Annotated in this window: 27 protein-coding genes and 1 tRNA gene; 14 read left to right on the forward strand and 14 right to left on the reverse strand. The window is 66.9% G+C overall.

Annotated elements, in window-relative coordinates; translation table 11 throughout:
* The 3 genes from AAC067_RS15600 to AAC067_RS15610 form a co-directional block, all read right to left on the reverse strand.
* Positions 1-278 (reverse strand): biotin/lipoyl-containing protein (locus tag AAC067_RS15600; RefSeq protein WP_339933778.1); only part of this gene is annotated, 278 nt, incomplete at its 3' end.
* A 1-nt stretch (position 279) separates the two neighbouring features.
* Positions 280-1,413, reverse strand: a complete 1,134-nt coding sequence (locus AAC067_RS15605) for an alpha-ketoacid dehydrogenase subunit beta (protein WP_339933779.1) — start codon at positions 1,411-1,413, stop codon at positions 280-282.
* A gap of 154 nt (positions 1,414-1,567) precedes the next feature.
* Positions 1,568-2,800 carry a 3-methyl-2-oxobutanoate dehydrogenase (2-methylpropanoyl-transferring) subunit alpha gene (locus AAC067_RS15610; protein WP_339933780.1) on the reverse strand — a complete coding sequence of 411 codons (1,233 nt, stop codon included), beginning with the start codon at positions 2,798-2,800 and terminating at the stop codon, positions 1,568-1,570.
* Between the two features lie 146 nt (positions 2,801-2,946).
* Here AAC067_RS15610 and AAC067_RS15615 point away from each other — a divergent pair, with 146 nt between their 5' ends.
* On the forward strand, positions 2,947-3,435 hold the full coding sequence (locus tag AAC067_RS15615; RefSeq protein ID WP_339933781.1) for an Lrp/AsnC family transcriptional regulator: 489 nt from the start codon (positions 2,947-2,949) through the stop codon (positions 3,433-3,435).
* Between the two features lie 96 nt (positions 3,436-3,531).
* Positions 3,532-4,467 (forward strand): pirin family protein, encoded by a 936-nt coding sequence (locus AAC067_RS15620; protein WP_339933782.1) that lies wholly within the window; start codon positions 3,532-3,534, stop codon positions 4,465-4,467.
* Between the two features lie 15 nt (positions 4,468-4,482).
* Here AAC067_RS15620 and AAC067_RS15625 read toward each other — a convergent pair whose 3' ends face one another.
* Positions 4,483-5,682, reverse strand: a complete 1,200-nt coding sequence (locus tag AAC067_RS15625) for a hypothetical protein (protein WP_339933783.1) — start codon at positions 5,680-5,682, stop codon at positions 4,483-4,485.
* Positions 5,683-5,735: 53 nt separating this feature from the next.
* Entirely contained in the window at positions 5,736-6,719 is a 984-nt protein-coding gene (locus AAC067_RS15630) for an alpha/beta hydrolase (RefSeq protein WP_339933785.1), read from the reverse strand.
* 50 nt (positions 6,720-6,769) lie between these two features.
* Here AAC067_RS15630 and AAC067_RS15635 point away from each other — a divergent pair, with 50 nt between their 5' ends.
* Both AAC067_RS15635 and AAC067_RS15640 read left to right on the forward strand, forming a co-directional pair.
* Positions 6,770-7,606 carry an aldo/keto reductase gene (locus AAC067_RS15635; RefSeq protein ID WP_339933786.1) on the forward strand — a complete coding sequence of 279 codons (837 nt, stop codon included), beginning with the start codon at positions 6,770-6,772 and terminating at the stop codon, positions 7,604-7,606.
* A 564-nt stretch (positions 7,607-8,170) separates the two neighbouring features.
* Positions 8,171-8,638, forward strand: a complete 468-nt coding sequence (locus tag AAC067_RS15640; protein WP_339933787.1) for a hypothetical protein — start codon at positions 8,171-8,173, stop codon at positions 8,636-8,638.
* Positions 8,639-8,838: 200 nt separating this feature from the next.
* On the opposite strand, the gene AAC067_RS15645 is transcribed toward AAC067_RS15640, so the two are convergent.
* From AAC067_RS15645 to AAC067_RS15655, 3 genes are read right to left on the reverse strand one after another with little or no spacing between them, the layout of a single operon-like run.
* The gene (locus AAC067_RS15645) at positions 8,839-11,013 is read right to left on the reverse strand and encodes a 3-hydroxyacyl-CoA dehydrogenase NAD-binding domain-containing protein (protein ID WP_339933813.1); all 2,175 of its coding nucleotides are present in this window, start codon (positions 11,011-11,013) and stop codon (positions 8,839-8,841) included.
* A 2-nt stretch (positions 11,014-11,015) separates the two neighbouring features.
* The gene (locus AAC067_RS15650) at positions 11,016-11,417 is read right to left on the reverse strand and encodes a cupin domain-containing protein (RefSeq protein ID WP_339933788.1); all 402 of its coding nucleotides are present in this window, start codon (positions 11,415-11,417) and stop codon (positions 11,016-11,018) included.
* 5 nt (positions 11,418-11,422) lie between these two features.
* The gene (locus AAC067_RS15655; protein ID WP_339933789.1) at positions 11,423-12,628 is read right to left on the reverse strand and encodes an acetyl-CoA C-acetyltransferase; all 1,206 of its coding nucleotides are present in this window, start codon (positions 12,626-12,628) and stop codon (positions 11,423-11,425) included.
* 239 nt (positions 12,629-12,867) lie between these two features.
* Between AAC067_RS15655 and AAC067_RS15660 the strand changes: the two genes are divergently transcribed.
* The gene (locus tag AAC067_RS15660) at positions 12,868-13,386 is read left to right on the forward strand and encodes a hemerythrin domain-containing protein (protein WP_339933790.1); all 519 of its coding nucleotides are present in this window, start codon (positions 12,868-12,870) and stop codon (positions 13,384-13,386) included.
* Between the two features lie 21 nt (positions 13,387-13,407).
* Here AAC067_RS15660 and AAC067_RS15665 read toward each other — a convergent pair whose 3' ends face one another.
* Positions 13,408-14,655, reverse strand: coding sequence for a PQQ-dependent sugar dehydrogenase (locus tag AAC067_RS15665; RefSeq protein WP_339933791.1), 1,248 nt, complete (start codon positions 14,653-14,655; stop codon positions 13,408-13,410).
* Between the two features lie 194 nt (positions 14,656-14,849).
* Between AAC067_RS15665 and AAC067_RS15670 the strand changes: the two genes are divergently transcribed.
* Positions 14,850-14,926: transfer RNA gene (locus tag AAC067_RS15670), tRNA-Met, on the forward strand.
* Between the two features lie 88 nt (positions 14,927-15,014).
* Positions 15,015-15,335 carry a hypothetical protein gene (locus AAC067_RS15675; protein WP_339933792.1) on the forward strand — a complete coding sequence of 107 codons (321 nt, stop codon included), beginning with the start codon at positions 15,015-15,017 and terminating at the stop codon, positions 15,333-15,335.
* Between the two features lie 27 nt (positions 15,336-15,362).
* On the opposite strand, the gene AAC067_RS15680 is transcribed toward AAC067_RS15675, so the two are convergent.
* On the reverse strand, positions 15,363-15,989 hold the full coding sequence (locus AAC067_RS15680; protein ID WP_339933793.1) for a TlpA disulfide reductase family protein: 627 nt from the start codon (positions 15,987-15,989) through the stop codon (positions 15,363-15,365).
* Between AAC067_RS15680 and argH the strand changes: the two genes are divergently transcribed.
* The 3 genes from argH to lysA are packed head-to-tail and all read left to right on the forward strand — an operon-like array spanning position 15,988 to position 18,917.
* On the forward strand, positions 15,988-17,412 hold the full coding sequence (gene argH / locus AAC067_RS15685) for an argininosuccinate lyase (RefSeq protein WP_339933794.1): 1,425 nt from the start codon (positions 15,988-15,990) through the stop codon (positions 17,410-17,412). The two genes, AAC067_RS15680 and argH, sit on opposite strands and share 2 nt — an antisense overlap.
* Positions 17,409-17,633 (forward strand): hypothetical protein, encoded by a 225-nt coding sequence (locus tag AAC067_RS15690; RefSeq protein ID WP_339933795.1) that lies wholly within the window; start codon positions 17,409-17,411, stop codon positions 17,631-17,633. Before argH ends, AAC067_RS15690 begins: the two co-directional genes overlap by 4 nt.
* Positions 17,634-17,636: 3 nt before the next feature.
* Positions 17,637-18,917: a diaminopimelate decarboxylase gene (lysA, locus tag AAC067_RS15695; RefSeq protein ID WP_339933796.1), complete on the forward strand. Its 1,281-nt coding sequence runs from the start codon at positions 17,637-17,639 to the stop codon at positions 18,915-18,917.
* A gap of 9 nt (positions 18,918-18,926) precedes the next feature.
* Here lysA and AAC067_RS15700 read toward each other — a convergent pair whose 3' ends face one another.
* From AAC067_RS15700 to AAC067_RS15710, 3 genes are read right to left on the reverse strand one after another with little or no spacing between them, the layout of a single operon-like run.
* Complete coding sequence (locus AAC067_RS15700) at positions 18,927-20,060, reverse strand: acyl-CoA dehydrogenase (protein ID WP_339933797.1); 1,134 nt, start codon at positions 20,058-20,060, stop codon at positions 18,927-18,929.
* 10 nt (positions 20,061-20,070) lie between these two features.
* Positions 20,071-21,300, reverse strand: coding sequence for a retropepsin-like aspartic protease (locus AAC067_RS15705; protein ID WP_339933798.1), 1,230 nt, complete (start codon positions 21,298-21,300; stop codon positions 20,071-20,073).
* Between the two features lie 23 nt (positions 21,301-21,323).
* The gene (locus tag AAC067_RS15710) at positions 21,324-22,508 is read right to left on the reverse strand and encodes an acyl-CoA dehydrogenase family protein (protein ID WP_339933799.1); all 1,185 of its coding nucleotides are present in this window, start codon (positions 22,506-22,508) and stop codon (positions 21,324-21,326) included.
* A gap of 167 nt (positions 22,509-22,675) precedes the next feature.
* Here AAC067_RS15710 and AAC067_RS15715 point away from each other — a divergent pair, with 167 nt between their 5' ends.
* The gene (locus tag AAC067_RS15715; protein WP_339933800.1) at positions 22,676-23,191 is read left to right on the forward strand and encodes a GNAT family acetyltransferase; all 516 of its coding nucleotides are present in this window, start codon (positions 22,676-22,678) and stop codon (positions 23,189-23,191) included.
* 4 nt (positions 23,192-23,195) lie between these two features.
* Here AAC067_RS15715 and AAC067_RS15720 read toward each other — a convergent pair whose 3' ends face one another.
* Positions 23,196-23,453 (reverse strand): Lrp/AsnC ligand binding domain-containing protein, encoded by a 258-nt coding sequence (locus AAC067_RS15720; RefSeq protein WP_339933801.1) that lies wholly within the window; start codon positions 23,451-23,453, stop codon positions 23,196-23,198.
* A 142-nt stretch (positions 23,454-23,595) separates the two neighbouring features.
* On the opposite strand from AAC067_RS15720, the gene AAC067_RS15725 reads away from it, so the two are divergent.
* From AAC067_RS15725 to AAC067_RS15735, 3 genes are all read left to right on the forward strand, one after another.
* A complete protein-coding gene (locus AAC067_RS15725) occupies positions 23,596-24,393 on the forward strand; it encodes an alpha/beta hydrolase (protein ID WP_339933802.1) in 798 nt (265 codons plus the stop codon).
* Between the two features lie 342 nt (positions 24,394-24,735).
* Positions 24,736-25,407, forward strand: coding sequence for a bifunctional 4-hydroxy-2-oxoglutarate aldolase/2-dehydro-3-deoxy-phosphogluconate aldolase (locus tag AAC067_RS15730; protein ID WP_339933803.1), 672 nt, complete (start codon positions 24,736-24,738; stop codon positions 25,405-25,407).
* Positions 25,408-25,515: 108 nt separating this feature from the next.
* On the forward strand, positions 25,516-26,727 hold the full coding sequence (locus AAC067_RS15735) for a hypothetical protein (protein ID WP_339933804.1): 1,212 nt from the start codon (positions 25,516-25,518) through the stop codon (positions 26,725-26,727).
* Positions 26,728-26,729: the final 2 nt, after the last annotated feature.

Below are 26,729 nucleotides of genomic sequence, written 5' to 3' on the forward strand. Positions count from 1 at the left end.
GCGGTGGAGGGGTCGGCGGCGGCAGCATTCCCCGCGCCCTCGACCTCGAACTCGACCAGCGGCGAGCCGACGGCCAGTTGCTGACCGACCTCGCCGTGCGCGGCCAGCACCTTGCCGGCTACCGGCGACGTCAGCTCGACGGTGGCCTTGTCGGTCATGATGTCGGCGAGGATCTGGTCCTCGGCGACGGTGTCACCGACCTTGACGTGCCAGGCGACCAGTTCGGCCTCGGCGGTGCCTTCACCCACGTCGGGCAGTTTGAAGACGAAACGACCCATCTCAGCGCGCCCCCGTGTTTTGGCCAGACATGACGGATTTCAAGGCATCGGACACCCGTTGCGGGCCGGGGAAATATTCCCATTCGAACGCGTGCGGATAGGGGGTGTCCCAGCCGGCGACCCGGGCGATCGGGGCCTCCAGATGATAGAAGCAGCGCTCCTGCACCAGGGCCGACAGTTCACCGCCGTAACCCGAGGTCTTGGGAGCCTCGTGGACGATGACGCAGCGGCCGGTCTTCTTGACGCTGGCCTCGATGGTTTCGATGTCGAGCGGCACCAGGGTGCGCAGGTCGATGACCTCGGCGTCGACCCCGGCGTGCTCGGCCCCGGCGAGGGAGACCCAGACCATGGTGCCGTAAGCGAGGATGGTGACGTCATTGCCCTCGCGCATGATGCGGGCCTTGCCGATCGGCTCGATGTATTTGCCGGTCGGGACCTGGGCCAGGTCCTGGGTCTTCCACGGGCTGACCGGCTTCTCGTGCCAGCCGTCGAACGGGCCGTTGTACAGGCGTTTCGGCTCGAGGAAGATGACCGGATCGTCGTCCTCGATGGCCGCCATCAGCAGGCCCTTGGCATCATAGGGGTTGGACGGAATGACCACCTTGAGCCCGGCGATATGGGTGAACAGGCTTTCCGGCGACTGGCTGTGGGTTTGGCCGCCGAAGATGCCGCCGCCGTAGGGCGAGCGCACCACGATCGGGGCGGTGAACTGGCCGCCCGAGCGGTAGCGCAGCTTGGCGGCTTCCGAGACGATCTGGTCATAGGCCGGATAGATGTAGTCCGCGAACTGGATCTCGACGACCGGGCGCAGGCCGTAGCTGCCCATGCCGATGGCGGCGGCGACGATGCCGCACTCGCTGATCGGGGCGTCGAAACTGCGGGTCAGGCCGTGCTTCTGCTGCAGCTGGTCGGTGACGCGGAACACGCCACCGAAATAGCCCGCGTCCTCGCCGAAGCTGAGGACATTGGGGTCCTCGGCCATCTTCACGTGCAGGGCCGAGTTCAGCGCCTGGATCATGTTCATCGGCTGGACGCCCTTGGCCGGTGCTTCCGATTTCGGGGCGGCGTTCTGATCGACCATGTCGGGCTCAATGCCGTCGGTACGGTCGGATTCGGTGAAGGTTTGCTCGCTCATCGAAATTCACCGCTCATCCCGGCGAAGGCCGGGACCCAGTTCTGTGGGCGATCGGTCTGACCGAGACCGCACACACGCACATCCGATACACCGTGCCCCGCGAAAGCACTGGGTCCCGGCCTTCGCCGGGATGAGCGGAAATGGGAAATCACGCTCATACTCCCACCTCGCGGCGTTGCTCGACCAGACGCCAGTCCTCGGTCGCATAGACCTCTTCGAACATGGTCTTCACCGACGGACGCGACTGGCCCAGGGTGCCGATGGCCTCGGACTCCTTGCCGGCGGCGCGGACCTGGGCGACAGCGTCGGCCTCGGCCTCGGTCTGTTGCTCGTCGGACCATTCGCCCAGCGCGATCAGATGCTGTTTCAGCCGGGCGATCGGGTCGCCCAGCGGCCATTTGTCATGCTCGTCGGCCGGGCGGTAGCGGCTGGGATCGTCCGAGGTCGAGTGGGGGGCACCACGGTAGGTGAACAGCTCGATGACGGTCGCACCCTGGTTGGTGCGGGCGCGTTCCTCGGCCCACTGGGTCGCGGCCCAGACGGCGAGGAAGTCATTGCCGTCGACGCGCAGGGCCGGCAGGCCATAGCCGATGGCCTTGGAGGCGAAGGTCGTCTCCAGCCCGCCGGCGATGCCCATGAACGAGCTGATGGCCCACTGGTTGTTGACGATGTTGAGAATGACCGGGGCGCGATAGACCGAGGCGAAGGTCAGGGCGTTGTGGAAGTCGCCCTCGGCCGTGGCCCCGTCGCCGACCCAGCTGATCGCGATCTTGTCGTCGCCCTTGTAGGCGCTGGCCATGGCCCAGCCGACAGCCTGGGGCACCTGGGTGCCCAGATTGCCGCTGATGGTGAAGAAGCCGTAGTCCTTGGCCGAATACATGATCGGCAGCTGGCGACCCTTGATCGGGTCCGAAGCGTTCGAATAAATCTGGTTCATCATATCGACCAGCGGATAGCCGCGGGCGATCAGCAGGCCCTGCTGGCGATAGGTCGGAAAGCCCATGTCCTCGCGCGACAGGATCATGCCCTGGGCCACGGCGATGGCCTCCTCGCCGGTGCATTTCATATAGAAGCTGGTCTTGCCCTGACGGTGGGCGCGATGCATCCGGTCGTCGAAGGCGCGGGTCAGGATCATGGCCTTGAGCCCCTTGCGCAGGGTGTCGGCATCCAGCTTGGGATTCCACGGCCCGACGGCCTGGCCGTCATCGTCCAGAACCCGGACCAGACGGAAGGCGTGATCACGCATCTCGTAGGGCGTGGTCGCCACGTCGGGCCGGTCCACGGCCCCGGCCACATCCAGCTTGAGATGCGAAAAGTCGGTCGGGTCTCCCGGCCTGCCCGAAGGCTCCGGCACCCGAAGCGACAATGGTTGGCTATTCCTGGTCATGCGTCCTGCCGTCCGTTGATCCGACCGCTTTTTCCTCGAAGGCGCCCATTAGCATGAGACGTCGCCGTTGGCTCGCTCAAATTCGACCTTGCACAAGGCCGTTTTCGGGTATTTTATTGCGCCAGAACATCATTAGGAGAAACGCATTGGCGGCTGAACTGGATCCCGTTGACGCCCGAATTCTCGACATCCTGCAACAGGACGCTGGACTTTCGGTCGCTGACGTCGCCGAGCGGGTCGGTCTCTCGGCATCGCCCTGCTGGCGCCGGATCAAGAGACTGGAGGACAGCGGCCTGATACGCAAGCGGGTTACCCTCCTCAATGCCGCCATGCTGGGCCTGGATTTCGAGGTCTATGCCATCGTCAAGCTGAGCCTGCCGACGCGCGAGAACCTCGATGTGTTCGAAGCCGCCGTCGCCGGCTGGCCCGAGGTGGTCCAGTGCGCGACCATCACCGGGCGCGAGGACTATGTCCTGCGGATCATCACCTCCGACATGCATGCCTTCGACAGCTTCCTGCGCAACAAGCTGCTGACGCTGGGCATCGTCTCGGACTGCGAAAGTCATATCGTCACCCGGGGCGTGAAGAATGTGACGGCCCTGCCGCTGGGGATCGTCACGCCGCATGTGACCTGAGTTTCGGGCCGGGATGACGCGCGATCGGGACTGGACGATCGCTTCCGGGCCGTTGATCATCGTCAGGTCGAGTTCCGGCACAGGAGAGCCCCACCCATGATCGAAATGGTGATCGACGCCCGTCGCAAGGACCTCGGTGGATTCGAGGTCGGCCGCATCCTGCCGTTCCATGCCCGGCGCATGGTCGGGCCGTTCATCTTCCTCGATCAGATGGGACCGGCCGAGTTCGCACCCGGCGCCGAGGCCATCAATGTGCGCCCGCACCCGCATATCGGCCTGTCGACCCTGACCTATCTGTTCGAGGGCGAGATCATGCACCGGGACAATACCGGCGTGACCCAGGCCATCCGCCCCGGCGAGGTCAACTGGATGACCGCCGGCAAGGGCATCGTCCATTCCGAGCGCACCGACCCGCTGAAGCGGTCGACCGGCGGCCCGATGCACGGCATGCAGGCGTGGATCGCCCTGCCCGACGAGACCGAGGACTGCGACCCGGGCTTCTTCCACCATGGCGAAGCCGACCAGCCGACCTATGAGAACGACGGCCTGTTCGCCCGCCTCGTGGCCGGTGAGGCCTATGGCACGCGGGCGACGGTCAAGACTTCGTCGCCGTTGTTCTATGTCCACTGGGAACTGCAGGCCGGGGTGCGCACCACACCACCGCCCGGACGCGGCACCGGCGGCATGAGCGAACGCGCCCTCTATGTCGCCAAGGGGATGATCGAGGTCGGGGACCAGACCTTCCACCGTGGCCAGATGATCGTGCTGGAGCCGCACGCCGAGCCGACCGTCAAGGCGCTGGTGCCATCGACCGTCATGGTCATGGGCGGGGAGCCGGTGGGCGAGCGGCTGATCTGGTGGAATTTCGTCGCCTCGTCCCAGGCCCGCATCGATGCGGCCAAGGCCGACTGGAAGGCGGGCCGGATGACGCTGCCCAAGGATGATGCCGAGGAGTTCATTCCCCTGCCCGAGGACGCCGCCGTCACCACCCGGTCGGAACCGGTTCAGCCTCCACCGACCCACCCGGTCTGACCGGCAGCAGCAGCCTTAACCCGGCTTGAGGGGCGGGGGACTGTCGTCACTCTCGAGGCAGGAGATGTGGCTGACACCGCTGGCCCGCAGGGCCTCGTCATTGCTGCGCCCCGGCAGGCCCAGGACCATGATGTTTCGGCTGTGTTTTCGAGCGGCCCGGATCAGGCTGCCCAGACCCTTTGGGCTCCCGCCAGACCGGGGCACATTGATCGTCAGACCATTGAACGGGTGTTCGCGCATGGCCTGGTCCAGCACGGCGGGACTGCTGACCCGTAACATCAGGCTGCGGAAAAACGGGCGCACCATGGCGACGGTCTCGCTCAGCCGCCCTGAGGGCGCACCGGCGTCCAGACCCTCGACCTCGAGGATGACCACCTGACGCATCAGGTCGGCGACCGGGGCGCAGCGATCCAGGATGGCGATACGGGGCCGCGCCGCTGACAGGGTCGAGAACGACAGCGGCACTACCAGCGCGAACAGGCCGCCTTCGCGTCGGTATTCCTCGAGCAGGGGCAGCAGGAAATCGAGGGTGGCCCGATCGATCGTTTCCAGTTCGGCCTGGTTGTCGACCATATCCGTCTGTCGCAGGTCACGCGCGATCCTGAAGGCGCTGATCGTCCCCAGGTCCAGCCGCCAGACCGGGACCACCTCAAGCTCAATATCGATCAACGCCCCGGCGCGGGTCGCCACCTGGGCCGTGTGTCGCCGCCCGGCCAGGGGCGGTTTCCAGGCGCTCGGATCAAGCGGCTTGGGCTTTTTGCCGCCCACAGCGGGTGCGGCGGACTGAACGGGTCGCGGGGCAAAGGGATCGATCCGCTCACAGACCAGGTTGGGGCCGTCCAGGGACGCGACCCGGGTCAGGACCACATCCTCGTCGGCGCTGCGCCCGAGGAAGAAGGTCAGCAGATCGCGCAGCACCTCGGAGCACAGGACCTGGGCTTCATAGGAGTCAACCGAGACGATAGCCGTCAGGAAGGTTGTCTCATCGATGCGCAGAAAGACGTCCGGCGGGGGCAGGCGGCGCGCCAGGGCCCGCTCGGTCGCATCCCACACCTGATCCCGCTTGCCGGCCCAGCGCGGACCAAGGGAGTTACGGATGGGTTCCACCGAGAGGGCAAACACCCGCCCCTGTTCAGGAAGCCCGGCCTCGATCACCCGATCAAGCTGGTCCTGTCGTTTGTGGCCAAGGGCCGTCAGGGACACGAGGGTCGTCACGCGGGGGCTTCCCGAAGAATTGAACGAGTCCCTGTCTAGGCTTCAAGCCTTGCTCAAGACTTACTGCCACGCTGAGCGGATACAGCGCCGAAAAATGACAGCAGGGCCGCGTTGACTACCTCCGGCCGTTCCTGCTGGATCCAGTGGCCCGCGCCCGGGATGACGATGCGCTCGCGCAGGTCGGTCAGCCAGTCGGCCATGCCCGCCTCATGCGCTCCCGAATAGTGGCGCACCGGATCACGCTCGCCGACGATGAACAGGGCCGGCTGGTGGATCTTCTGCCCCTGCAGGAAGGCGGTCAGCGACCAGTTCAGGTCCATGGCCCGGTACCAGTTGACCGGGCCCTCGAAGCCGCCGGCGGTGAAGGCCGCGACGTAGTCGGCGAAATGCGCCGCATCCATCCACGGCGGCAGGGCGGCGCGGTCAGACACCTGCTCCAGCATCGACACCCCCGGCGGCAGGAAGCCGGTCGACTGGTCGGCGTCGGATGTGGCCCCATCATAGGACCAGAACATCTTGCGCAGGGCCGTGGCCGGGTCGGCGTCGAACGGGCGATGGGCATCGGGGGCCTGCAGCCGGTTGATATAGAGGTCGCCCAGACCCGCCCGTTTTGACAGCACCGCCATGGCCGGGGTCGGCGGGCCATTGGGGCGGCGCGGCTGGAACGGCACCGACAGCCCGGCCACCGCCTTGAACAGGTCGGGCCGCAGCAGGGCACAGTGCCAGGCGATCGGCGCGCCCCAGTCATGGCCGACGACGAAACATTCGCTCTCGCCCAGCGCCCGCACCAGATCGACCATATCGCCGACCAGATGCAGGGCCGTATAGGCCTCGGCCCCCTGTGATCTGTCGGTGCCGCCATAGCCGCGCATGTCCGGGGCCACGGCGTGATAGCCGGCCGCCGCCAGGGCCTCGACCTGGGCCCGCCAGCTGAGGCCCAGTTCGGGAAAGCCGTGGATCAGCAGCACCAGCGGGCCGGTCCCGGATTCAAGGATCTGCTGGGTCAGGCCGTCGGTTTTCAACCGTCTCGTCTGCATGATGTCTCCGAAGGAGTGGCGCCGAACGCGGTGTCGTGCATTGTCACCGCATGACCCGCCTGACATCCCTGCCCGACGGTACGGCCGTTCCCATCCTTGGCCAAGGCACGTGGGAGATCGGCGACCATCCCGAAACCCGCGACGCCGAGATGCGCGCCCTGTCACGCGGCCTCGACCTGGGCCTGACCCTGGTCGACACAGCCGAGATCTATGGCAACGGCCTGTCCGAGAAACTGGTCGGCGAGGTCATCGCCGGACGGCGCGACGAGGTGTTTCTGGTCTCCAAGGTCAAGCCGGACAACGCCAGCGAGATGAAGATGATGCTGGCCTGCGAGAAGTCGCTGGAACGGCTGGGTACCGACCGTCTCGACCTGTATCTGCTGCACTGGGAAGGCCGCTATCCGCTGGAGGAGACCATCGCCGCCTTCGAGGAGCTGGTCGACGAGGGCATGATCCTGCGCTGGGGCGTCAGCAACATCGACCTGAAGACCATGCGCAAGATGATGCGGATGGAGGGCGGCGACCAGTGCGCGGCCAATCAGGTCCTGTATCACCCCGGCACGCGCGGCATCGAGTTCGACCTGCTGCCGTGGTCGCGGGCCCGCGACATGCCGGTGATGGCCTATTCACCGCTGGGCCGCGGCAAGCTGCTGAACGAGCCGATCCTGCAGCAGATCGCCGACCGCCACGACGCCACCCCGGCCCAGATCGCCCTGGCCATGGTGCTGCGTCAGGAGGGGATCATCGCCATCCCCAAGGCCTCGACCGTCGAACATGTCGAGCTGAATGCCGCGGCGCTGGAGATCCGGCTCGACGACGAGGATGTCGCCGCCCTGGACCGCGCCTTCCCGCCGCCGACCTCGGAACAGCCGCTGGATGTGATCTAGGCGAAGGCCGGGAGCGTGCGGCCCCGGTGGTTGGGGCGCGGGGCCGGCGAGCGGGATCGCGGAATGGCAGCTGAGGGTGGGAAGCGGACCTCGCGCCTGAGGTTCGTAGCCTCGTTGTTTGCCTCTATTAGGAATTGTCGATCGATCCGCAGGTCGAGCGCGGCGGCGTGCGGTCCCAGGCGCGCGACTACAGACCCCAGATTACGGTGCGCCGCGCCTCTGCTTACTTAAGCGGGGTCCAAGGTTGGGCCGACGGTTGCCGAGATGAGGTGTCTATGAGGGCTGGCAGGCGTTTGTCCTATTCGTTCGCAAGATTTTAGCGGGATCGACGCCAAGCTCCAATGGCGCGGTCGGACTCTGTCAGTCGAGACCCGCATTAAGCTTGCCTACCACTGTAGCGAGCAACTAGTCAGTGATTGTGACTAATTATGGGGGAGCCACCAAGGCATGACGCCGCGACAGACGTTTTGGGGAAGCGTAGCAGCAAGCATCGCAACCGCAGCCTCCGCAATCACAATCTGGAGCTTGTATCGATCCGAAACGGATCGAACCCCAAGGTTCAAGATGGACGCCGTATATTTCAATGAGTACGCTGAAGTTAATGATAAATTCGTGAGGTTTCTTCGCGACAACGATGGCGAAAAAATCTCAATCAACACTATATTCGATTTTAGCCCTTTCTCATTTGAGAACTATGACATCCTAAACAGATGCAACAATGCTTACCCTCGAGAAGGTCAAAGCGAGGAAGATTTTCTGGCGGCGGGCGGAACTTTCGATATTCTTAACGGCAAAATTTTCAACAAACCGCTCCACATTCCGCATCACCATCGCTGGGGCGGTGAGGCGACTGACGACTGTCCATCCACATTGGAGGTTGTCATAGCCTCGCCAAAGCAGGTCGCTCCGCTAACCTACGGCGGCACTGGCGTTGTGCGAATGTCTGTCCGGGGCAACTTTGTCGTCCATCAACGCCTCTCAGGCGCAACCGAGACGCTCACGCTGAGAGAAGTCGATGTGGACGAAAACTAACAGCGACCGTCATCGGCGTCTTTCCCAGGCCCGAGGTCGATTGTCCCCTAAAGGTGGGGGGGCTCAACTGATCGCCGCAACACACTCGGCAAAAGCCTGAAACCGGATATCAACCGACCCCGGGCCCTGGCCATGCAAGACCGGGGCATCCCCGGGATCGCCCCCTCCCCGCCGCATCGCGACGGGGAGGACGGACCGGATCAGGCCGCTTTTTTGGCCCCGGCGAAATTGCCGTAGAAGGTCTCGCCCTTGGCGGCCATGTCGCGCAGCAGTTGCGGCACCTTGAAGCGGTCGCCGTAGCGGGCGGCATAGTCGTCGGCCTGGGCCACGAAGGCCTTCAGACCCGTCTGGTCGATCATCGTGATCGGGCCGCCGGTCCAGGGCGCGAAGCCCCAAGCCAGGATGGCCCCGACATCGGCCTCGCGCGGATCGTCGATGACGCCCTCTTCCCAGCAACGCGCGACCTCGACGGCCTGGCGATACAGCAGGCGCTGCTTCTGGTCGGCGATCAGTTCCGGCGTCGAGTCATCGATCTTGACCGGGGCCAGCTCGGCCAGGCCGGGCCAGATGACCTTGGGCTTTTGGTCGTAGTCGTAGAAGCCCTTGCCGTTCTTGCGGCCGTAGCGGCCCAGCTCCTCGACCATCTTCTGGACGATGTGCGAGCCCGGCAGCGGCTGGTATTTGTCGCCCAGATCCTCGGCCGTCTGTTTGGCGATCTTGACCGACAGGTCCAGCGCCACGTCGTCGTGCATTTCCAGCGGGCCGCGTGGCATGCCGGTCATGCGACCGATGTTGTCGATCAGGGCGGGGGCATAGCCCTCTTCCAGCATGGCCATGCCCTCGGCGACATAGGTGCCGAAGCAGCGCGAGGTGTAGAAGCCGCGGCCGTCGTTGACGACGATCGGCGTCTTGCGGATCTTCATCACATAGTCGAGCGATTTGGCGATCGCCGCCTCGCCGGTCTTCTCGCCGAGAATGATCTCGACCAGCATCATCTTGTCGACCGGCGAGAAGAAATGGATGCCGATGAAGTCCTCGGGCCGGACCGAAGCCTCCGCCAGGCCGGTGATCGGCAGGGTCGAGGTGTTGGAGCCGAACACCGCTCCCGGGGCCAGCTGGGCCTCGGCGCGTTTGGTGACGTCGGCCTTGATCTCGCGGTTTTCGAACACCGCCTCGATGACCAGATCCGAACCCTTGATCAGGTCGTAGTCGGTGGTGGCGGTGACCGATCCCAGCAGGGCGTCGAACTTGTCCTGGGTGATCTGGCCGCGCGACAGACGCTTCTTCAGCAGTTCCTCGACATGGGCCTTGCCCTTGTCGGCGTCTTCCTGGCTGCGGTCGATCAGGATGGTCTCGATTCCGGCCAGGGCCTGAACGAAGGCGATGCCCGCGCCCATCATGCCGGCCCCGATGACGGTGACCTTCTTGGGATCGGACTTCGGCTGGCCGGCCGGGCGCACGGCCCCCTTGTCGAGCTCCTGTTTCGACAGGAACAGACTGCGGATCATGGCCTGGGCCTGCGGCGTCATCAGCGTCTTGATGAAATAGCGGGTTTCGATACGCAGGGCCGCGTCCATCGGCACCTGAACGCCCTCATAGACGGCCTTCATCAGGTTGGTGGCGGCCGGATAGTTGCCGTAGGTCTGCTTGCGGATCATCGCATTGCCGACGAGGAAATTCTGGATCCCGACCGGATGGTAGGGGCCGCCGCCGGGCAGTTTGAAGCTCTTGTCGTCCCACGGCTGGATGGCCTTGCCGCCGCCCTTGATCCAGGCCTTGGCGGCCTCGACCTCGGTGCCCTTGGCCACGACCTCATGGATGATGCCCGCGCCCTTGGCGTCGTTGGGCCGGAAGGACTTGCCCTCGGTCATGGCCATCATCGCCGCCTGCACGCCGATCAGGCGCGGCAGACGCTGGGTGCCGCCGCCGCCGGGGAACAGGCCGACCTTGATCTCGGGCAGGCCGAGCTGGATCTTGTTGTCGTCACCGGCCACCCGGTAGTGACAGGCCAGGGTCAGTTCCAGACCCCCGCCCAGCGCCAGGCCGGTGATGGCTGCGGCGACCGGCTTGCCGCAGGTTTCCAGCGCGCGCAGGGCCCCGTTCAGCTTCCAGCCGGCGTCGTAGGCTTCCTGCAGCGAACCACCGGCCAGCATGCCGCCGGCCATGTCACCGAGATCAGCCCCGGCGCAGAAGCCGGTGGTCTTGCCCGAGGTCAGCACCGCGCCCTTGATGGCGTCGTCGGTCCTGACCCGTTCGACCCATTCGGGGATCTCGGCCATGACCTTGCTGGTCAGGGTGTTCATCGACCGTCCGGGAACGTCGAAGGTGATCAGGGCGATGCCGTCGGCATCGACGTCGATCTTGAAGTTTTCCATGGTCATGATGCGTTTCCGTCAACTTGATGGTGGAGGTGGATGCGCTGGGCCGAGACCGTTTTCGTCTTCGACATCACGACATCGCCCGTGTGTTTGGTTTCGGAGGGTTCGAACAGAATCACCCAGCATTCTTCAGCCGCGACCGGATTGTGCTCGACGCCGCGAGGCACGACGTGGAAGTCCCCGGCACCGAGCCGGACCGGGGGGCGGTCGCGAAATTCAAGGACCATGCTGCCCTTCCAGATCAGGAACAGCTCATCCTCATCCGCATGGGTATGCCAGGCCAGATCGCCCTGAATCTTGGCCACCTTCACGCTCTGGCCGTTCAGGTCGGCAACGACGCGCGGCGACCAGTGATCCGTAACCGCGGCGAATTCCTGATCGATCGAGCCGACGCGCCCCATCCCGGTCACACTCGCTCGATCACCGTGGCGACACCCATGCCGCCGCCGATGCACAGGGTGATGAGGGCGGTCGACTTGCCCGAGCGTTCCAGCTCGTCCAGCACCGTGCCGGTGATCATGGCCCCGGTGGCCCCCAGCGGGTGGCCCATGGCGATGGCCCCGCCGCAGACGTTCATCTTGTCGTGGTCGACGTCGAGCGCCTGCATGAAGCGCAGCACCACGGCGGCGAAGGCTTCGTTCAGCTCATACAGGTCGATGTCGGTCGACTGCATGCCCAGTTTGGCGAGCAGCTTTTTGGCCACGAACTCGGGGCCGGTCAGCATGATCGACGGCTCCGAGCCGATCGAGGCAGCGCCGAGGATACGGGCGCGCGGCTTGAGGCCTGCGCCTTCGCCGGCTTCCTTGGTGCCGATCAGCACCCCGGCCGACCCGTCGACGATGCCCGAGCTGTTGCCCGGCGTGTGCACGTGATTGACGCGGGCCACCTCGGGGTAGCGCTGGTTGATCACGGAATCGAAGGCCATCTCGCCCATCATGGCGAAGGACGGCTTCAGCGATCCGAGGGTCTGCATGTCGGTGCCGGGACGGATGGTCTCATCGCGATCCAGCTGGACCAGGCCGAGCTGGTTCTTGACCGGGATGACCGAATTCTTGAACCGGCCCTCTTCCCAGCTGCGGGCCGAACGCTTGTGGCTCTCGACCGAATAGGCGTCGACGTCGTCGCGGCTGAAGCCCCATTTCGAGGCGATCATGTCGGCCGAAACGCCCTGCGGCACGAAATAGGTCGGGAAGGCGCTGGACGGATCGACCGGCCAGGCCCCGCCGTCACTGCCCATGGGCACGCGGCTCATGGCCTCGATGCCACCGCCGACGGCGAAATCGGCCTCGCCGGACTTCACCTTGGCTGCGGCCATGTTCACGGCCTCGAGGCCCGAGGCGCAGAAGCGGTTGACCTGGACGCCCGAGGTGGTCTCGGCCCAGCCGGCGGTCAGCACGGCGGTGCGGGCGATATCGGCCCCCTGCTCACCCACCGGGGAGACACAGCCGAGGATGACGTCGTCGACCTTGGAGGTGTCCAGTTCGTTGCGGTCGCGCAGGGCTTCCAGCACCTGGGTGGCCATCGACAGGGCGGTGATCTCGTGCAGCGAGCCGTCCTTCTTGCCCTTGCCGCGCGGCGTGCGAACCGCATCGTAGATATAGGCTTCGGCCATGGAGCGTCTCTCTCAGCTGGGGTCCCGGGCCGGGCGCGCGATGCCGGGCGACAAACGGGACGAACGATTTGGAGCGTGCCCGTCAAGAACCCTACGTTTACGTCAACGTCAAGTATTTTGTCCCCGCAGCCCGATGGAACCGGGGCTCTGGCGAGAACGACTCTCAGCTAGCGTGGCCGTAGGAACGGTCATGCGGGTCCGCGTCTTATCGGGTTTGAATTCCCAACAAGGACGAGGCCATGACCCAGACATATGAAGAGATGGACGCGATTGCGATGCTGAAGGCCGACCACCGCAAGGTGGAAGACCTGTTCGAACAGTTCGAGACCGCCTCCGGCAAGGCGAAGAAGCAGTCGCTGGCCGAGACCATCTGTCTCGAGCTGAAGGTGCATACGGCGATCGAGGAAGAGGTCTTCTATCCGGCCTGCCGCGGCAAGATCGAGGATGACCTGGTCGACGAGGCCTATGTCGAGCACGACGCCGCCAAGGTGTTGATCAACGAGATCGAGGCCGGCGGGCCGGACGAGAAATTCTACGACGCCAAGGTCAAGGTGCTGTCGGAGATGATCGAACACCACGTTGAGGAGGAAGAGAAGCGGGTCGAAGGCATGTTCAGTCAGGCCCGGTCCGCGGGCCTCGACATGGACGCCCTGGCCGACGAGATGCGCGCCCACAAGAAGACCGCAACCGCGAAATTCCAGTCGGGTAAGTCAGCGCAGACCACCACCTTCGAGGGCGATTCCGGCGTCGCCGCCTGATCGCCCCCGATCAGACGGACGTTAGTTCCCGGAGCGGACGGCCAGCCTGACCAGCTTGCCGTCCGCCTCGTCGGTGATGGCCCAGACCGCCCCGTCGGGGCCGACGGCGACGTCGCGGACCCGTTCGCCCAGATCGGTCAGCAGCCGCTCCTCGCCGACCACCCGGTCGTCGCGGATCACCAGACGGGCGATGTGTTTTTCCTTCAGCCCGGCGACCAGCAGGTTGCCGGTCCATCCGGGGAACATGGTGCCGGTGTAGAAGGTCGCACCGCCCGGGGCGATGACCGGATCCCAGTAGTAGACCGGCTGTTCGGTGCCCTCGCCCGTGGTCAGGCCCGCGTTGATCGGTCCGCCACGGTATTCGATGCCATAGGCGGCGTCGGGCCAGCCATAGTTGGCCCCTGCCCGGTCGAGATTGACCTCATCTCCGCCGCGCGCGCCGTGCTCGATCGTCCAGACTGCCCCCGTGCCCGGTTGGATCGCCACGCCCTGCATATTGCGATGCCCCAGCGACCAGATCTCCGGCAGGGCCCCGGCCTGCCCGACATAGGGGTTATCGGCAGGCACCGAACCGTCGGCATGGATGCGGATGGTCTTGCCCATGTGCGAGCCCAGATCCTGGGCCTGGGGCCGCATCGGCGTGTCGGAGCGTTCGCCCAGGGTGATGAACAGATTGCCGTCCGGCGCGAAGGCCAGGGACGAGCCGAAATGCTTGTCGCCGTCATAGGCCGGCAGGGCGCGGAAGATGACCTGCACCCCCTCGACCCGCGATCCGTCATCGGACAGCCGGCCACGCGCCACGCTGGTGGCATTGCCGCCGTCCACGCCCGACTGCGGACGGGCCTCGGCATAGCTCCAGTAGATCATCCGGTCGTCGGCGAAGGCCGGCCCGGTCACCACGTCCAGCAATCCGCCCTGACCGCGCGCGGCGACAGCGGGCAGGCCCGCGACGGGTGCACTGACGACACCGTCGGCGCTGATGATGCGCAGCCGTCCCGGCCGCTCGGTCACCAGCCAGCGCCCGTCCGGCATCAGGGCCAGACCCCACGGATGGTCCAGCCTGGACGCAACCACCGCATGGGCCATCGCCGCCTCGGTGCGAACGCCCGGAGCCCGGGTCTGGCCGGCAAAGGCCGGTTGCTGGTCCGGGGCATTGGCCGGACGGCTCTCGACCGGTGCGCCGGGGGCCGACGGAACGGCATCCTGTGCGCTGCAGGCGGCGGCCAGGGCGACGACGGAGACGGTGACGGCAAGACCGATCAGGCGCATGGTTTCCACTCTCTTCAGCGGGGCCGGACACCCCGAATACCGTGTGATACCGCGCCGGCGGCCTTCGGTCACGACGGCGCGTCGACAAGAGCGGCCACCGACAGGCAAGCGACGACTTGAACCCGCGCCCGCGCCTCTATATAGGCACGCCTCTCCCGCTCCGGCCCCGGCCGGTCAGGGAAGCGAGGCATAGTGGCTGGGTAGCTCAGCTGGTTAGAGCGGTGGATTCATAACCCACAGGTCGGCGGTTCAAGTCCGCCTCCAGCCACCATTTCCTCGCATCTCCCCAGCCGGATGGCGCAACCGTCACCGTTGATCCGCGTTTACGGTCAAGGTTCAACCTGCTCCGGGAGCATTCCATGTCCATTCGTATCACCACCCTCGCCGCCGCCGCTGCCCTGACGCTGGGCGTCGTCGCCTGCACGCCGGCCGAGCAGACTCAGGCCGAGGCCAATGCCGACGCCGCGGCTGACAATACCGCCGACGCCGCCGCCACGGCCGGCACCCAGATCCAGGAAGGGGCCGCCGCCGCCGGTGAGGTCATCGAGGGCGGGGCCATGAAGGCGGCCCAGGCCGTTGAGTCCGGTGCCGGCAAGATGGCCGACAAGCTGGAGGCCAACCAGGCTGAAGCCGCGGCCCAGGGTCGCCCCGGGGCTGCTGATCCCACGCCGCAGCAGTAGGCATCCCGTGTCGGCCGGGTCGGGCGTTCAGTCCGGCTCGGCCAGCAGGGCGTCGATCAGGGCCCGCGCCTCGGCGCTGCTCCAGTCGGCCTCGCCCGCGAAGGCCGCGCGAATCCGGCCCTGACGATCCAGCAGGATGGTCTGGGGCATCTTGCCCTTGCCCGGAAACACGAAGGGCAGGCGGAATTCCGGGTCGCTGTAGAACGGCAGGGGCTCGTGCACGTCGATGAAGCTGATGGCGTCGGCGATGGCGTCATCCCCGGTGTCGACATTGACCGGCAGCACCATCAGGTCGCGCCCGGCGTACAGCTCGGCCATCCGGGCAATGGTCGGCATCTCGGTCCGGCACGGCGCGCACCACATGGCCCAGAGGTTGACCACCACCACCTTGCCGCGGAAGTCGGCGAACCGGACAACGCTGCCGTCGCGGGCCTTGAAGCCGTGATCCGGGGCCATGACCAGCTCACCCGGCGTCTCCAGCCGGGCCAGCGAACCCGTGGCAAACCGGGCCAGCTCGCTATTCGGGGCCTCGGCTACGACGGGACCTTTGAAGACAGCGGCCCTGTTGACGTATAGCAAGGCCCCGCCGCCGATCGTCAGGATCAGCAGCGCCGCCGCCGCCATCGTCCATCCCGCCTTCTTCGAGCCGCTCATGTCCACCTCGTCCGACGCCCCGACGACCCCTGCGGACCGTGCCCAGGGACAGACCCTATGGGGCGGGCGCTTCAACGCCAAGCCCGCCGCGATCATGCAGGCCATCAATGTCTCGATCGGCGTCGACCAGCGCCTGTGGCAACAGGACCTGGCCGGGTCGCGGGCTCATTGCCGCATGCTGGAAAAACAGGGGATCATCGCCGCCGCCGACGCCGCCGCCATCCAGTCCGGTCTCGACACGGTCGAGGGCGAGATCCGCGACGGTTCCTTCCCGTTCCGTGACGCCTATGAGGACATTCACATGAATGTCGAGGCGCGGCTGGCCGAACTGATCGGCGAGCCGTCCGGCCGCCTGCACACGGCTCGCTCGCGCAACGATCAGGTGGCCACCGACTTCCGCCTGTGGGTCCGCGACGCCTGCGACCGTACCGTCGACCAACTTCAAGGGCTGCAGCGGGTGCTGCTCGCCCGGGCTGACCAGCATGCGGCCGACCTGATGCCCGGCTTCACCCACCTGCAGACGGCCCAGCCGGTGACCTTCGGCCACCACCTGATGGCCTATGTCGAGATGTTCGGCCGCGACGCCTCGCGCTTCGCCGACGCCCGCACCCGGATGAACGAGAATCCTTTGGGCGCCGCCGCCCTGGCCGGGTCCCCCTTCCCCGTCGACCGGGACATGACATCTGCCGAGCTGGGCTTCGACCGGCCGATGGGCAACAGCCTCGACGCCGTCTCGGACCGCGATTTCGCGCTGGAAAGCCTGGCCGCCGCCACCATCTGCGCCGGACACCTGTCGCGTCTGGCCGAAGAGATCGTGGTCTGGATGACGCCGATGTTCGGTTTCGCCACCCTGCCCGACGACCTGACCACCGGCTCGTCGATCATGCCGCAGAAGCGCAACCCCGACGCCGCCGAACTGGTTCGGGCCAAGACCGGCCGTATCCTCGGCTCGTTCGTGGCCCTGAGCACGGTGATGAAGGGCCTGCCGCTGGCCTATTCCAAGGACATGCAGGAGGACAAGCCGCCGGTGTTCGAGGCGTTCGACGCCCTCGACCTGGCCGTGGCGGCGATGACGGCCATGATCGGCGTCATCCAGCCCAACACCGAAAACATGCGCGCCGCCGCCGGGGCCGGCTTCTCGACCGCCACCGACCTGGCCGACTGGCTGGTGCGTGAGCTGAACCTGCCGTTCCGCAAGGCCCACCATGTGACCGGGGCCGCGGTAAAGCGGGCTGAGGCTTTGGGCGTGGATTTGTCGCAACTGCCGCTGGCCGAACTGCAATCGCTTGAAGCGGGCGTGACGGAAGCGGTTTACAAGGTACTCACCCCTGAGGCTTCCTGTGCCAGCCGCCAGAGCTTCGGGGGCACAGCGCCGGAACAGGTCCGTGCGCGCATTGTCGAATGGAAGACGCGCCTGTCATGACCAGACTGCTCCTGTCGGGCGCGATCGCCCTCATCGTCCTGTCCGCCGCCGGTTGCGGCCGCATGGCCGATCTCGAGGCCCCGCCGGCGCGCAAGACCGAGCGGGCCCTGCCCGACGCCCGTGGCCCGAGCCCGACCGAGCCGGCCACCGTCTACCGCCCGCCCAGCCAGATGCCGATCGACGGCGGCACCACCGGCAACCCCTATGACGGGCCGCACTAGGCCTTGCATCATTTCGACCTGAAGGCCGGCGCACTCCACGCCGAGGGGGTGTCGCTCGAGGCCCTGGCCGAAGCGGTCGGCACCCCGGTCTATGTCTATTCCAGCGCCACCCTGCGGCGGCACTACAGCCTGCTGCGTGATGCCGCCAACGCCTGGCCGGATGCGTTGGGCGAGGCGCTGATCGCCTATGCGGTCAAGGCCAACAGCAATCTGTCGGTACTGGCGACCCTGGCCCGGCTCGGCTGCGGGGCCGATACCGTATCTGAAGGCGAGATCCGCCGCGCGCTGGCCGCGGGCATCCCGGCCGAGCGGATCATCGTCTCGGGCGTGGGCAAGACCGATGCCGAACTGGCCTTCGCCATCGACACCGGCGTGCGCCAGATCAACATTGAGTCCGCGGTCGAGCTGGACCGGCTGATCACCGTGGCCGAGGCCCGGTCCGCCGTTCCGGCCATCGCCATCCGCGTCAATCCCCGCATCGGGGCCGGGGGGCATGCCAAGATCACCACCGGCGGCGATACCGACAAATTCGGCGTGCCGGTCGCCGACGCCCTGACTCTGTACGCCCGCGCCGCCGCCTCGCCCCACGTGACCCCGGTTGGGCTGGCCTGTCACATCGGTAGCCAGATCACCGACCTGGCCCCGCTGGAGGCCGCCTTTGGCGTGCTGCGCGAGATGACCCTGACCCTGCGCGAACAGGGATTGACGGTCAGCCGCCTCGATCTCGGCGGCGGGCTGGGCGTCCCCTATATCGGCGGCGAGAGCGATCCGCCGTCCCCGGCCGCCTATATGGCCATGGCCGCGCGCGTGCTGGATGGGCTGGGGGTCGAGGCGGCGTTCGAGCCCGGCCGACTGCTGGCCGCCAATGCCGGAATCCTGCTGGCTCAGGTCATCCAGATCAATGAACGCAGCGACGGTCGCCGTTTTCTGGTGCTGGACGCAGCCATGAACGACCTGATGCGGCCGGCCCTGTACGACGCCTGGCACGAGGTGGTGCCGGTGCGCCCGCGTCCGGGAACCGCCCGTCCGCACGACATCGTCGGCCCCGTCTGTGAGACCGGCGACACCTTCGCCCGCGACCGCGCCCTGCCGCCGCTGGAAGCTGGCGATCTGGTCGTCTTCATGGGGGCCGGGGCCTATGGCGCGGTCATGGCCAGCGAATACAACAGTCGCCCGCTGGTGCCCGAGGTGCTGGTCGACGACAGTCGCTGGGCCGTGGTGCGCGAACGTCCATCCTATGACGAGATGCTGGCGCGCGAGCCGAAGGCCGACTGGCTACTTTAGCCCCGGGCGTCAGTAACCCTGGGCTTTCGCCAGCCGGTCGGCGTGGAAGCCGGCGTCGCCCAGCAGTTCGTTCAGCACCCGCACCCGCTTCATGAACAGGCCGACGTCGTATTCGTCGGTCATGCCGACGCCGCCGTGCATCTGCACCGCCTCCTGCACCGCCAGTTCGGCGACGCGCCCGGCCTTGGCCTTGGCCACCGACACGGCCAGACCCGCGTTCTCACGCCCGGCGTCGAGCCGTTGCAGCGCCCCCATCACCGCCGCCCGCGCCAGTTCGATCTCGGTGAACAGATGCGCGGCCCGGTGCTGCAGGGCCTGAAACTCGCCGATCGCCTTGCCGAACTGTTTGCGCGTGCGCAGATAGTCGAGCGTGATCTGGAAGGCCTGGTCCCCGGCCCCGGTCAGCGACGCCGCCGCACAGGCCCGGCCGAGGTTCAGCGCCACTTCCAGCAGGGCCTCGCCGCCGTCGACGGCCCCGATCACCGCATCGGCGTCGACCGTCACATCGGTCAGGGTGATGCGGGCAGCATTGTGGGCGTCGACCATGACCGTGCGTTCGATCTCGACGCCGCTGGTCTTCGGATCGACCAGGAACAGGGTCAGGCCCCCAGAATCAGGAGTGCCGGTCAGGGCCGCCACGATCAGGGCATCGGCGACATGGCCGTCCAGCACGAAACCCTTGGCCCCGTTCAGCTTGAAGCCGTTGCCCGAACGCTCGGCCGTGGTCGTCCATTTCGACGGGGCGTGTTTGGCCCCCTCGTCGATGGCCAGCGCCAGCATCGCCTCGCCCGCGGCGATTTTCGGCAGCCAGGCGGCCTGTTGCTCGGCCGAGCCGCCGTCCACCAGCACCTTGGCAGACAACACGCCCGAGCCCATGAACGGCGACGGCGTCAGGGTCCGGCCCAGTGCCTCGGCCACCACCCCGGCCTCGACCGCGCCGAGGCCCGAGCCGCCGTGTTCCTCGGGGATGATCACCCCGGCGAAGCCCATCTCGCCAAACGCCCGCCACAGGTCGCGCGAGACGCCGTCGGCATCCTTCGAGTCGCGCAGCTTGCGCAGGTGGGCGATCGGCGCGTTTTCATTGAGGAAGCCGTCGGCGGCGTCCTTCAGCATGGTCTGCTCTTCGGTCAGGATCAGGGGCATTCAGCCGTCCTCAGTGTCGGGTGGCGGGGATGTGGAGGGTCACGGGCGCGCCGTCGCGCTCGACGACGAGGCTGGCCGCCGCCGCCGAATCGAAGGCGTCCGCCAGCCAGTCGGTCACGCTGCAGCGGGGATTGTCCGGCGAGACGCGAAGCGAACGGCCCCGGGCCTCAATGACACGGTCGCCCAGTTTCAGCCCGGCGGCGGTCGCAGCGGAGTCCCCGAACAGCCGCACGACGGTCGCTGCCTCGCCGTCCAGCGCGATCGTGTAGCCGGCCTCCGGACGCGCCGGCGCAGGACTGCTGCGTGGCTCAAGCCGAAACTGACCCCCCGGATAGTCCAGGGTCACCACGTGCGATCTCAGCATGCCGAGACCGACCAGGCTCGGCGGCACGCCACGGGTGGCGCTCCGGACGGGCCCGATCGGCTGGCCGTCGATCTCAAATCCCGACAGGGTAAAGCGCACGAGGTCGGTCACCTGCCCGCGCCCGCCGGCGGACTCGCCCTCCGTTCCACGGCCGCGGCTCACCGAACCGGGAACGATGGCCGCCTGCACCGATGGTGCCCCCGCGACCCGGCCGAACAGCGTCACCTGCTCGGCGTTCCCGGTGTCGAAGAGCGCCTTGTCCGCCACGTCGCCCACGGCGTAGTCGACGATTGGCGGGTGCGGATAACCGAAGTCATACAGTTTCGCCCGAACCTCGGGTTCCGAACCGCCCAGCGCCCCTGCGGTCGCCGCTATGCCCAGCCGCCCGGCCTCGGTATCGATCCGCCAGGCACTCCCCGGCAGGATTTCGGAACCGATGACGCCGCCGTCAACGAAGCAGGCACCGGTGTCCAGCCCGCTGAAGTCAAAGATGAGCACCGGAACATTCCGGAAGGTGGTGTCGCCGATGCTCAGGGACTCCAGCACCGCCACATCCATCGTCACCGGCGCGCCGTTGGCGTCGACGCCCGTGTTCTGGCCGACGGTGCGCAGGCCGAGCGTGTCGGCAAACGCGCGCGTCAGGACGGTCGGCGATCCCGTGTCGAAGATAAACGCGCGCGTCTGGCCGTTGGCCACGGCATTCAGAAACAGCTTGCCCGACCTCAGCTCCAGCGGCGCTGAGGTGACCGGTGTCGCCCGCTCGACCACGATCGGCGCGGTGAAGACGGCGCGAAGGTCCGCGTCCTGGGCGGCGCTGTATCCCGCCGGGCTCAGGAACAGGGCCAGCAAGGCCGCAACGGTAGTGACTCTGCGCATCGGTGCCTCCTTGATGTTGCGCCCTACGCCCCCGGCAGTTGCAGCAGGTGTTTGGCGATGATGTTGAGCTGCACCTCGCTGGTGCCGCCCTCGATGGAGTTGGCCTTGGTGCGCAGCCAATCACGCGCGGCCTTGCCGTCCTTCGAGCGCTCGCCCTCCCATTCCAGCGCGTCGGAGCCACCGGCGGCCATGGCCAGTTCGTGGCGGCGCTTGTTCAGCTCCGAGCCGTAGTATTTCAGCATCGAGGCGATGGCCGGGCTGACCTGCTTGGCCTTCACCTGATCCCCGACCCGCTCCATCGACAGGTGGAAGGCGGCCAGGTCGACCTCCAGCTCGGCGATGCGAGCGCGCAGCATCGGATCGTCCAGCCGGCCCTCATCGTCGGCCCCGATCGAATCCGCCGCGACCTGCCCCATCGGCCGGCCGCCGCCGATCGAGCCCATGGCCCCGATCATGGTGCGCTCATGCGCCAGCAGGTGTTTGGCCACGTCCCAGCCGCGGTTCAGCGTGCCGACGAGGTTTTCCTTCTCGACCCGCACATCGTCGAGGAAGGTCTCGCAGAAGGGCGACTTGCCGCTGATCAGGGTGATGGGTTTGGTCGAGACGCCCGGGGTGGCCATGTCGAACAGCACGAAGCTGATGCCCAGATGTTTGGGGGCCTCGGGGTCGGTGCGGACCAGACAGAAGATCCAGTCGGCCTTGTCGGCATAGGAGGTCCAGACCTTCTGGCCGTTGACGATCCAGTGGTCGCCCTGATCCACGGCTCGCGCCTGCAGCCCGGCCAGGTCGGAGCCCGCGCCCGGCTCGGAATAGCCCTGGCACCAGCGGATCTCGCCACGCACGATCTCGGGCAGGAAGCGCTTCTTCTGTTCCTCGGTGCCGAACTGCAGCAGGGCCGGACCCAGCATCCAGACCCCGAAACTGGTCAGGGGCATCTGGGCGTCGATACGGCGCATCTCCGAGGCCAGCACCTTGGCCTGTTCGCGGGACAGACCGCCGCCGCCGTATTCGGACGGCCATTCGGGCGCGGTCCAGCCTTTCGCGCCCATCCGCTCCAGCCACAGCTTGTGGCCCGAGGTGCGAAAGACCGGGTTGCGACCGCCCCAGACCCGGTCCTCGTCACTCTCGACCGGTCCGCGACACTCGGCCGGGCAGTTGGCCTCCAGCCAGGCCCGCGTCTCGGCGCTGAAGGTCTCAAGATCGGTCATGGCGTCTGTCTCCGCATTTCCCTGAACCCGGAATCTAGCAGGCTTTTGCGGTGACGCTGCGTCACCTTCGGCGCGCGACGCAACGTGATCGGTCCGCAGGCGTTTTCCCGGCACGAGCTTGGCCACACCTTCAGCGGCGTCAGGCGAGATCGTCCAGGAACGGACCCATGATCCATCTGACCCGTATCGTGTTCGGCGGCACCAGCCTGCTGCTGGTCCTGCTGGCGCTGGGTCTGATCGGCGTCAGCCTGCTTGAACTCAGAGACGCCTTCACCGACTCGGCCCGTGCGTCCGGCGACGCCATTCTGGACGCCCTCGGCTATGTGATCGTCGCCATCGCCGTGTTCGACGTGGCCAAATACCTGTTCGAGGAAGAGGTCACCGGCGACCATGAAAAACGCAGCGCCGCCGAGGCCCGTCGCTCCCTGACCAAATTCCTGTCCACCATCGTCATCGCCCTGTTCCTCGAGGGTCTGGTGGTGGTGTTCAAGACCGCGCGCGCCGATGTCGCCCTGCTGGGTTATCCGACCGCCCTGGTGCTGGTCTCGGTGCTCGTGTTGGTTGGGCTCGGCGTCTACCAGCGCCTGTCCGCCATCGTCGAGGTGCAGGTCGGGGACGATGACGACGCCGCCGAGGCCGAGGAAGAGGCCGAAGAGGCAGCCGAGAAGGTGGCGAAAGCCTGAGGTCCTAGCGGCCGGTCGGCAGGAAGGGCGAGAAGGTGATCACGGTGAAGGTGTCGCGGATGTGCGGCCGGGTCTGCACCACCTTGGTGACGAAAGTGCCGATGTCCTCGTCCTTGTGCAGGTTGAACTTGGCCAGCAGGTCATACTGGCCCGAGGTCGAATAGCATTCCGAGACCTTGTCGACATTGTCGACGATGTCGGCCGCCACGTCATTGGCGTGGCCCAGCTCGCATTTGATGAAGACGAAGATGGCGGTCATCATGGCGGGGGCTCCGGAGGGGTAGGTCTTAGAGCTTAGGTCTTAGGGCTTAGTCTGCTCCCCGGCCAGAGGCCAAGCCCGACCCTGCTTCCTAAACCCCAAGCCCTACTCCCTAAGCCCTTCACACCAGCCCTGAAGCCCCGCGATGACCCTCGAAGCCCAGTACAACAATCGCGCCCTGGTCCCGGACCATCCGGCGGTGATGCAGGGCTGGCGCGACCGGGCCGAGGCCGCCCGGGCCGCGACCCCGCCGATCGAGATCGCCTATGGTCCCGGTCCGCGTGAGATGATGGATCTGTTCGAGGCGGGGCCCGACGCGCCGATCGCCGTATTCCTGCACGGAGGCTACTGGCAGGCGCTGGACAAGAGCTGGTTCAGCGGCATCGCCCCGGCGCTTCTGGCCCATGGCGTCAGCCTGGCCATCCCGTCCTATGACCTGTGCCCGGACGTGCGACTGGGCCGGATTCTGCGGCAGGTCCGCACGGCGGTCGAGGCGGTGCGCACCCGCAGCGGCCGCCGCCCCGTGGTGTTCGGTCATTCCGCCGGCGGGCATATGGCCGCCTGCATGCTGAGCGAGGGCCGGGCCGCCGCCGCCGTGGCCATTTCCGGTGTGTTCGACCTCGCCCCCTTGATCCCGACCTCTCTGAACAAGGCCCTGAGGCTGGACGTGGCCGAAGCCGCCGCCCTGTCGCCGATCCACTGGCCGGTCCCCGACGGATCGACCCCCGGCGGCACGGTGCTGGACTGTGTGGTGGGCGGCGACGAAAGCCCGGAATTCCTGCGTCAGAGCCGGATGATGGCCGACCTGTGGGGCGGCAAGGGCGTCGAGACCCGTTATGAGGCCCTGCCCGGCCTCAACCATTTCACCGTGCTGGACCCATTGTTCGATGCCGACAGCAAACAGGTAGGACGGGTAACCACGTTCGCGCACAACGGGCATTGACCCGCCGGACGTTTGCCGTTTTACACCTCGATTGATTGTTCCAGGGCGTGACTGGCCCCGGGTGCCCACGCGAACATCTCGAGGTCTCATGCTCCGCGCCCTGCGCAGGTTCTGGAAAAAACTGCGTTGCCGCCGCCATCGCTGGCGGCCCGACCGTCGCAAGCCGGGGCGGATGTTCTGTGACCTGTGCGGGGCACGAACGAACGCCCAGTGACGTGCGGGTGAGCCGGGCCGAACCGTCCAGCTGAGCGCCCGCCGACGACCGCGACACAGGGATTGATCTCAACACCCTTGACGCCGCCGCCCCGCCGACCGAGTCAGAAGCGGAAACCGGAGTCTGCCATGCGCCACGACCGCCTCGCCGTCCTGACCGCCCTCGAGACCCAGGGCGTGGTCCCGGTCTTTTATCATCCGGATCCCGAGGTCTGCCTCAACGTGATGCGGGCCTGCGCCCGCGGCGGGGCCCCGGCGGTGGAATTCACCAATCGCGGCGACTTCGCCCACGGCCTGTTTACCGATGTGGCGCGCGAATTCGCCCGCACCGACCCCAACATCATCCTCGGCGTCGGCTCGATCGTCGATGCGCCGACCGCCGCCCTGTTCATCGCGTCGGGCGCGCGCTTTATCGTCAGCCCGGCCCTGAACGCCGAGGTCGCTCGCCTGTGCAACCGGCGCATGGTGCCCTATTCACCCGGCTGTGGCTCGGTCACCGAAATCTCGACGGCCCAGGAGCTGGGCTGCGAGATCGTCAAACTCTTCCCCGGCGCGTCCGTCGGTGGTCCGGACTTCGTCAAGGCCGTGCTGGGGCCGATGCCCTGGACCAAGATCATGCCGACCGGCGGCGTTGACCCCGATCCGGCCTCGATCGCCAAATGGTTCGGCAGCGGCATCGTCGCCGCCGGCATGGGCTCGAAACTGATCACCGAAGCTGCCATCAAGGCGCAGGACTGGGCCGGGATCGAGGCCCAGGTGCGCACCACCGTCGACGCGATCGCGGCGTTCCGGGCCGGCTAGATTTCGATCTCCAACCCCGGCTGCAACGGAACCCGCGCGCGCCCGTTGCAGTGAAGCTGACGGCCCCGGACGGTTCTTGCGTCCCCCCTGCACGCGAGAGACGGTCCGATGAACCTGACCAATGTCGCCCTGATCCTGGCACTGATCGCCGGGGCGGCCTTTCTGTTCCGTCCCCGCCTGCTGGCGTCGGAAACCTGGCAGGCGACGGTTACGCCCCTGGCCTCGATCATCGGCTCGGGCTTTCTGGTGGCGGGGCCCCTGCTGGCGGGGCTGGCCGGCAACTGGGCCATCGCCGCCATGATGGTCCTGTGCGGCACCGGCTATCTGTTCGGTTCGGCGATCCGCCACAACATCCTCAATGTCGAGCCCGAGATCGAGACCGGGGCGTCGCGGACGGTGCGGATCATCGAACGGGCCTCGGAGCTGGCGTTGGCGCTCGCCTACTTTGTGTCCGTCGCCTACTACCTGCACCTGTTCGCCGCCTTCGGACTGCGTTTCGCGGGGGTTACCGACACGCTGTGGATCCGTATCGCGGCCACCGCGGTGATCGCGTCGGTCGGGGCAATCGGCGCGACCGGCGGCCTCGACGCGCTGGAGCGGGTGGCGGTTAGCGCCGTCGGCCTCAAACTGACCCTGATCCTCGGCCTGCTGGCGGCCCTGTTCATCGCGGGCGGAGTGGCGATTACGCAGGGCACTTTCGGCTGGGACGCGCCGCTGCCTGACTTTCAGATGCACGACGGCCGCGTGCTGCTGGGCCTGGTCATTCTGGTGCAGGGGTTCGAGACATCGCGCTTTCTCGGGGCCGCCTACGACCGCCAGACCCGGGTGCGGACCATGCGCTATGCCCAGTGGATCGCGACGGCCGTCTATCTGCTCTTCTTCCTGTTCATCACCAGCTATTTTACCGGTGCCCCGATCACCCAGGGCGACGAGACCGCCATCATCGACCTGCTGCGTCCGGTCGGGGTGATGGTGGCCCCGGTGATCATCCTGACGGCGCTGGCGTCGCAGCTGTCGGCGGCCGTCGCCGACATGAACGGGGCGGGCGGCCTGCTGGCGGAATCCTCGGGCAAACGCCTCAGCGTCAAACTCGGCAATCTCGCCACGGCGGTGGCGGCGATCGCCATCATCTGGGCCACCGACATCTTCGGCATCATCACCTGGGCGTCGCGGGCCTTCGTCGTCTTCTATGCCCTGCAGTCGCTGCAGGCCGCCCTGTCCGCATGGCGCGCGGGCCAGCGGGCGCGCGCGGCGCTGTACGCCTTCGCTGTCCTGCTGGCCCTGGCCGTGGTGATCTTCGCCATCCCCGCCGCCGCCTGAGC

This window comes from uncultured Brevundimonas sp. (assembly GCF_963977465.1).
GTDB lineage: Bacteria > Pseudomonadota > Alphaproteobacteria > Caulobacterales > Caulobacteraceae > Brevundimonas.

Bases quoted from the DNA above. Each gene is read 5' to 3' on its own strand.
- AAC067_RS15605 (WP_339933779.1), bottom strand. From the start codon at position 1,413: ATGAGCGAGCAAACCTTCACCGAATCCGACCGTACCGACGGCATTGAG.
- AAC067_RS15650 (WP_339933788.1), bottom strand. From the start codon at position 11,417: ATGGGGCGCGTCGGCTCGATCGATCAGGAATTCGCCGCGGTTACGGAT.
- argH (WP_339933794.1), top strand. From the start codon at position 15,988: ATGTCCACCTCGTCCGACGCCCCGACGACCCCTGCGGACCGTGCCCAG.
- AAC067_RS15640 (WP_339933787.1), top strand. From the start codon at position 8,171: ATGGACGCCGTATATTTCAATGAGTACGCTGAAGTTAATGATAAATTC.
- AAC067_RS15725 (WP_339933802.1), top strand. From the start codon at position 23,596: ATGACCCTCGAAGCCCAGTACAACAATCGCGCCCTGGTCCCGGACCAT.
- AAC067_RS15620 (WP_339933782.1), top strand. From the start codon at position 3,532: ATGATCGAAATGGTGATCGACGCCCGTCGCAAGGACCTCGGTGGATTC.
- AAC067_RS15700 (WP_339933797.1), bottom strand. From the start codon at position 20,060: ATGCCCCTGATCCTGACCGAAGAGCAGACCATGCTGAAGGACGCCGCC.
- AAC067_RS15735 (WP_339933804.1), top strand. From the start codon at position 25,516: ATGAACCTGACCAATGTCGCCCTGATCCTGGCACTGATCGCCGGGGCG.
- AAC067_RS15690 (WP_339933795.1), top strand. From the start codon at position 17,409: ATGACCAGACTGCTCCTGTCGGGCGCGATCGCCCTCATCGTCCTGTCC.
- AAC067_RS15705 (WP_339933798.1), bottom strand. From the start codon at position 21,300: ATGCGCAGAGTCACTACCGTTGCGGCCTTGCTGGCCCTGTTCCTGAGC.
- AAC067_RS15610 (WP_339933780.1), bottom strand. From the start codon at position 2,800: ATGACCAGGAATAGCCAACCATTGTCGCTTCGGGTGCCGGAGCCTTCG.
- AAC067_RS15720 (WP_339933801.1), bottom strand. From the start codon at position 23,453: ATGATGACCGCCATCTTCGTCTTCATCAAATGCGAGCTGGGCCACGCC.
- AAC067_RS15730 (WP_339933803.1), top strand. From the start codon at position 24,736: ATGCGCCACGACCGCCTCGCCGTCCTGACCGCCCTCGAGACCCAGGGC.
- AAC067_RS15715 (WP_339933800.1), top strand. From the start codon at position 22,676: ATGATCCATCTGACCCGTATCGTGTTCGGCGGCACCAGCCTGCTGCTG.
- AAC067_RS15675 (WP_339933792.1), top strand. From the start codon at position 15,015: ATGTCCATTCGTATCACCACCCTCGCCGCCGCCGCTGCCCTGACGCTG.
- AAC067_RS15710 (WP_339933799.1), bottom strand. From the start codon at position 22,508: ATGACCGATCTTGAGACCTTCAGCGCCGAGACGCGGGCCTGGCTGGAG.
- AAC067_RS15630 (WP_339933785.1), bottom strand. From the start codon at position 6,719: ATGCAGACGAGACGGTTGAAAACCGACGGCCTGACCCAGCAGATCCTT.
- AAC067_RS15645 (WP_339933813.1), bottom strand. From the start codon at position 11,013: ATGGAAAACTTCAAGATCGACGTCGATGCCGACGGCATCGCCCTGATC.
- AAC067_RS15660 (WP_339933790.1), top strand. From the start codon at position 12,868: ATGACCCAGACATATGAAGAGATGGACGCGATTGCGATGCTGAAGGCC.
- AAC067_RS15655 (WP_339933789.1), bottom strand. From the start codon at position 12,628: ATGGCCGAAGCCTATATCTACGATGCGGTTCGCACGCCGCGCGGCAAG.
- AAC067_RS15680 (WP_339933793.1), bottom strand. From the start codon at position 15,989: ATGAGCGGCTCGAAGAAGGCGGGATGGACGATGGCGGCGGCGGCGCTG.
- AAC067_RS15635 (WP_339933786.1), top strand. From the start codon at position 6,770: ATGACCCGCCTGACATCCCTGCCCGACGGTACGGCCGTTCCCATCCTT.
- AAC067_RS15665 (WP_339933791.1), bottom strand. From the start codon at position 14,655: ATGCGCCTGATCGGTCTTGCCGTCACCGTCTCCGTCGTCGCCCTGGCC.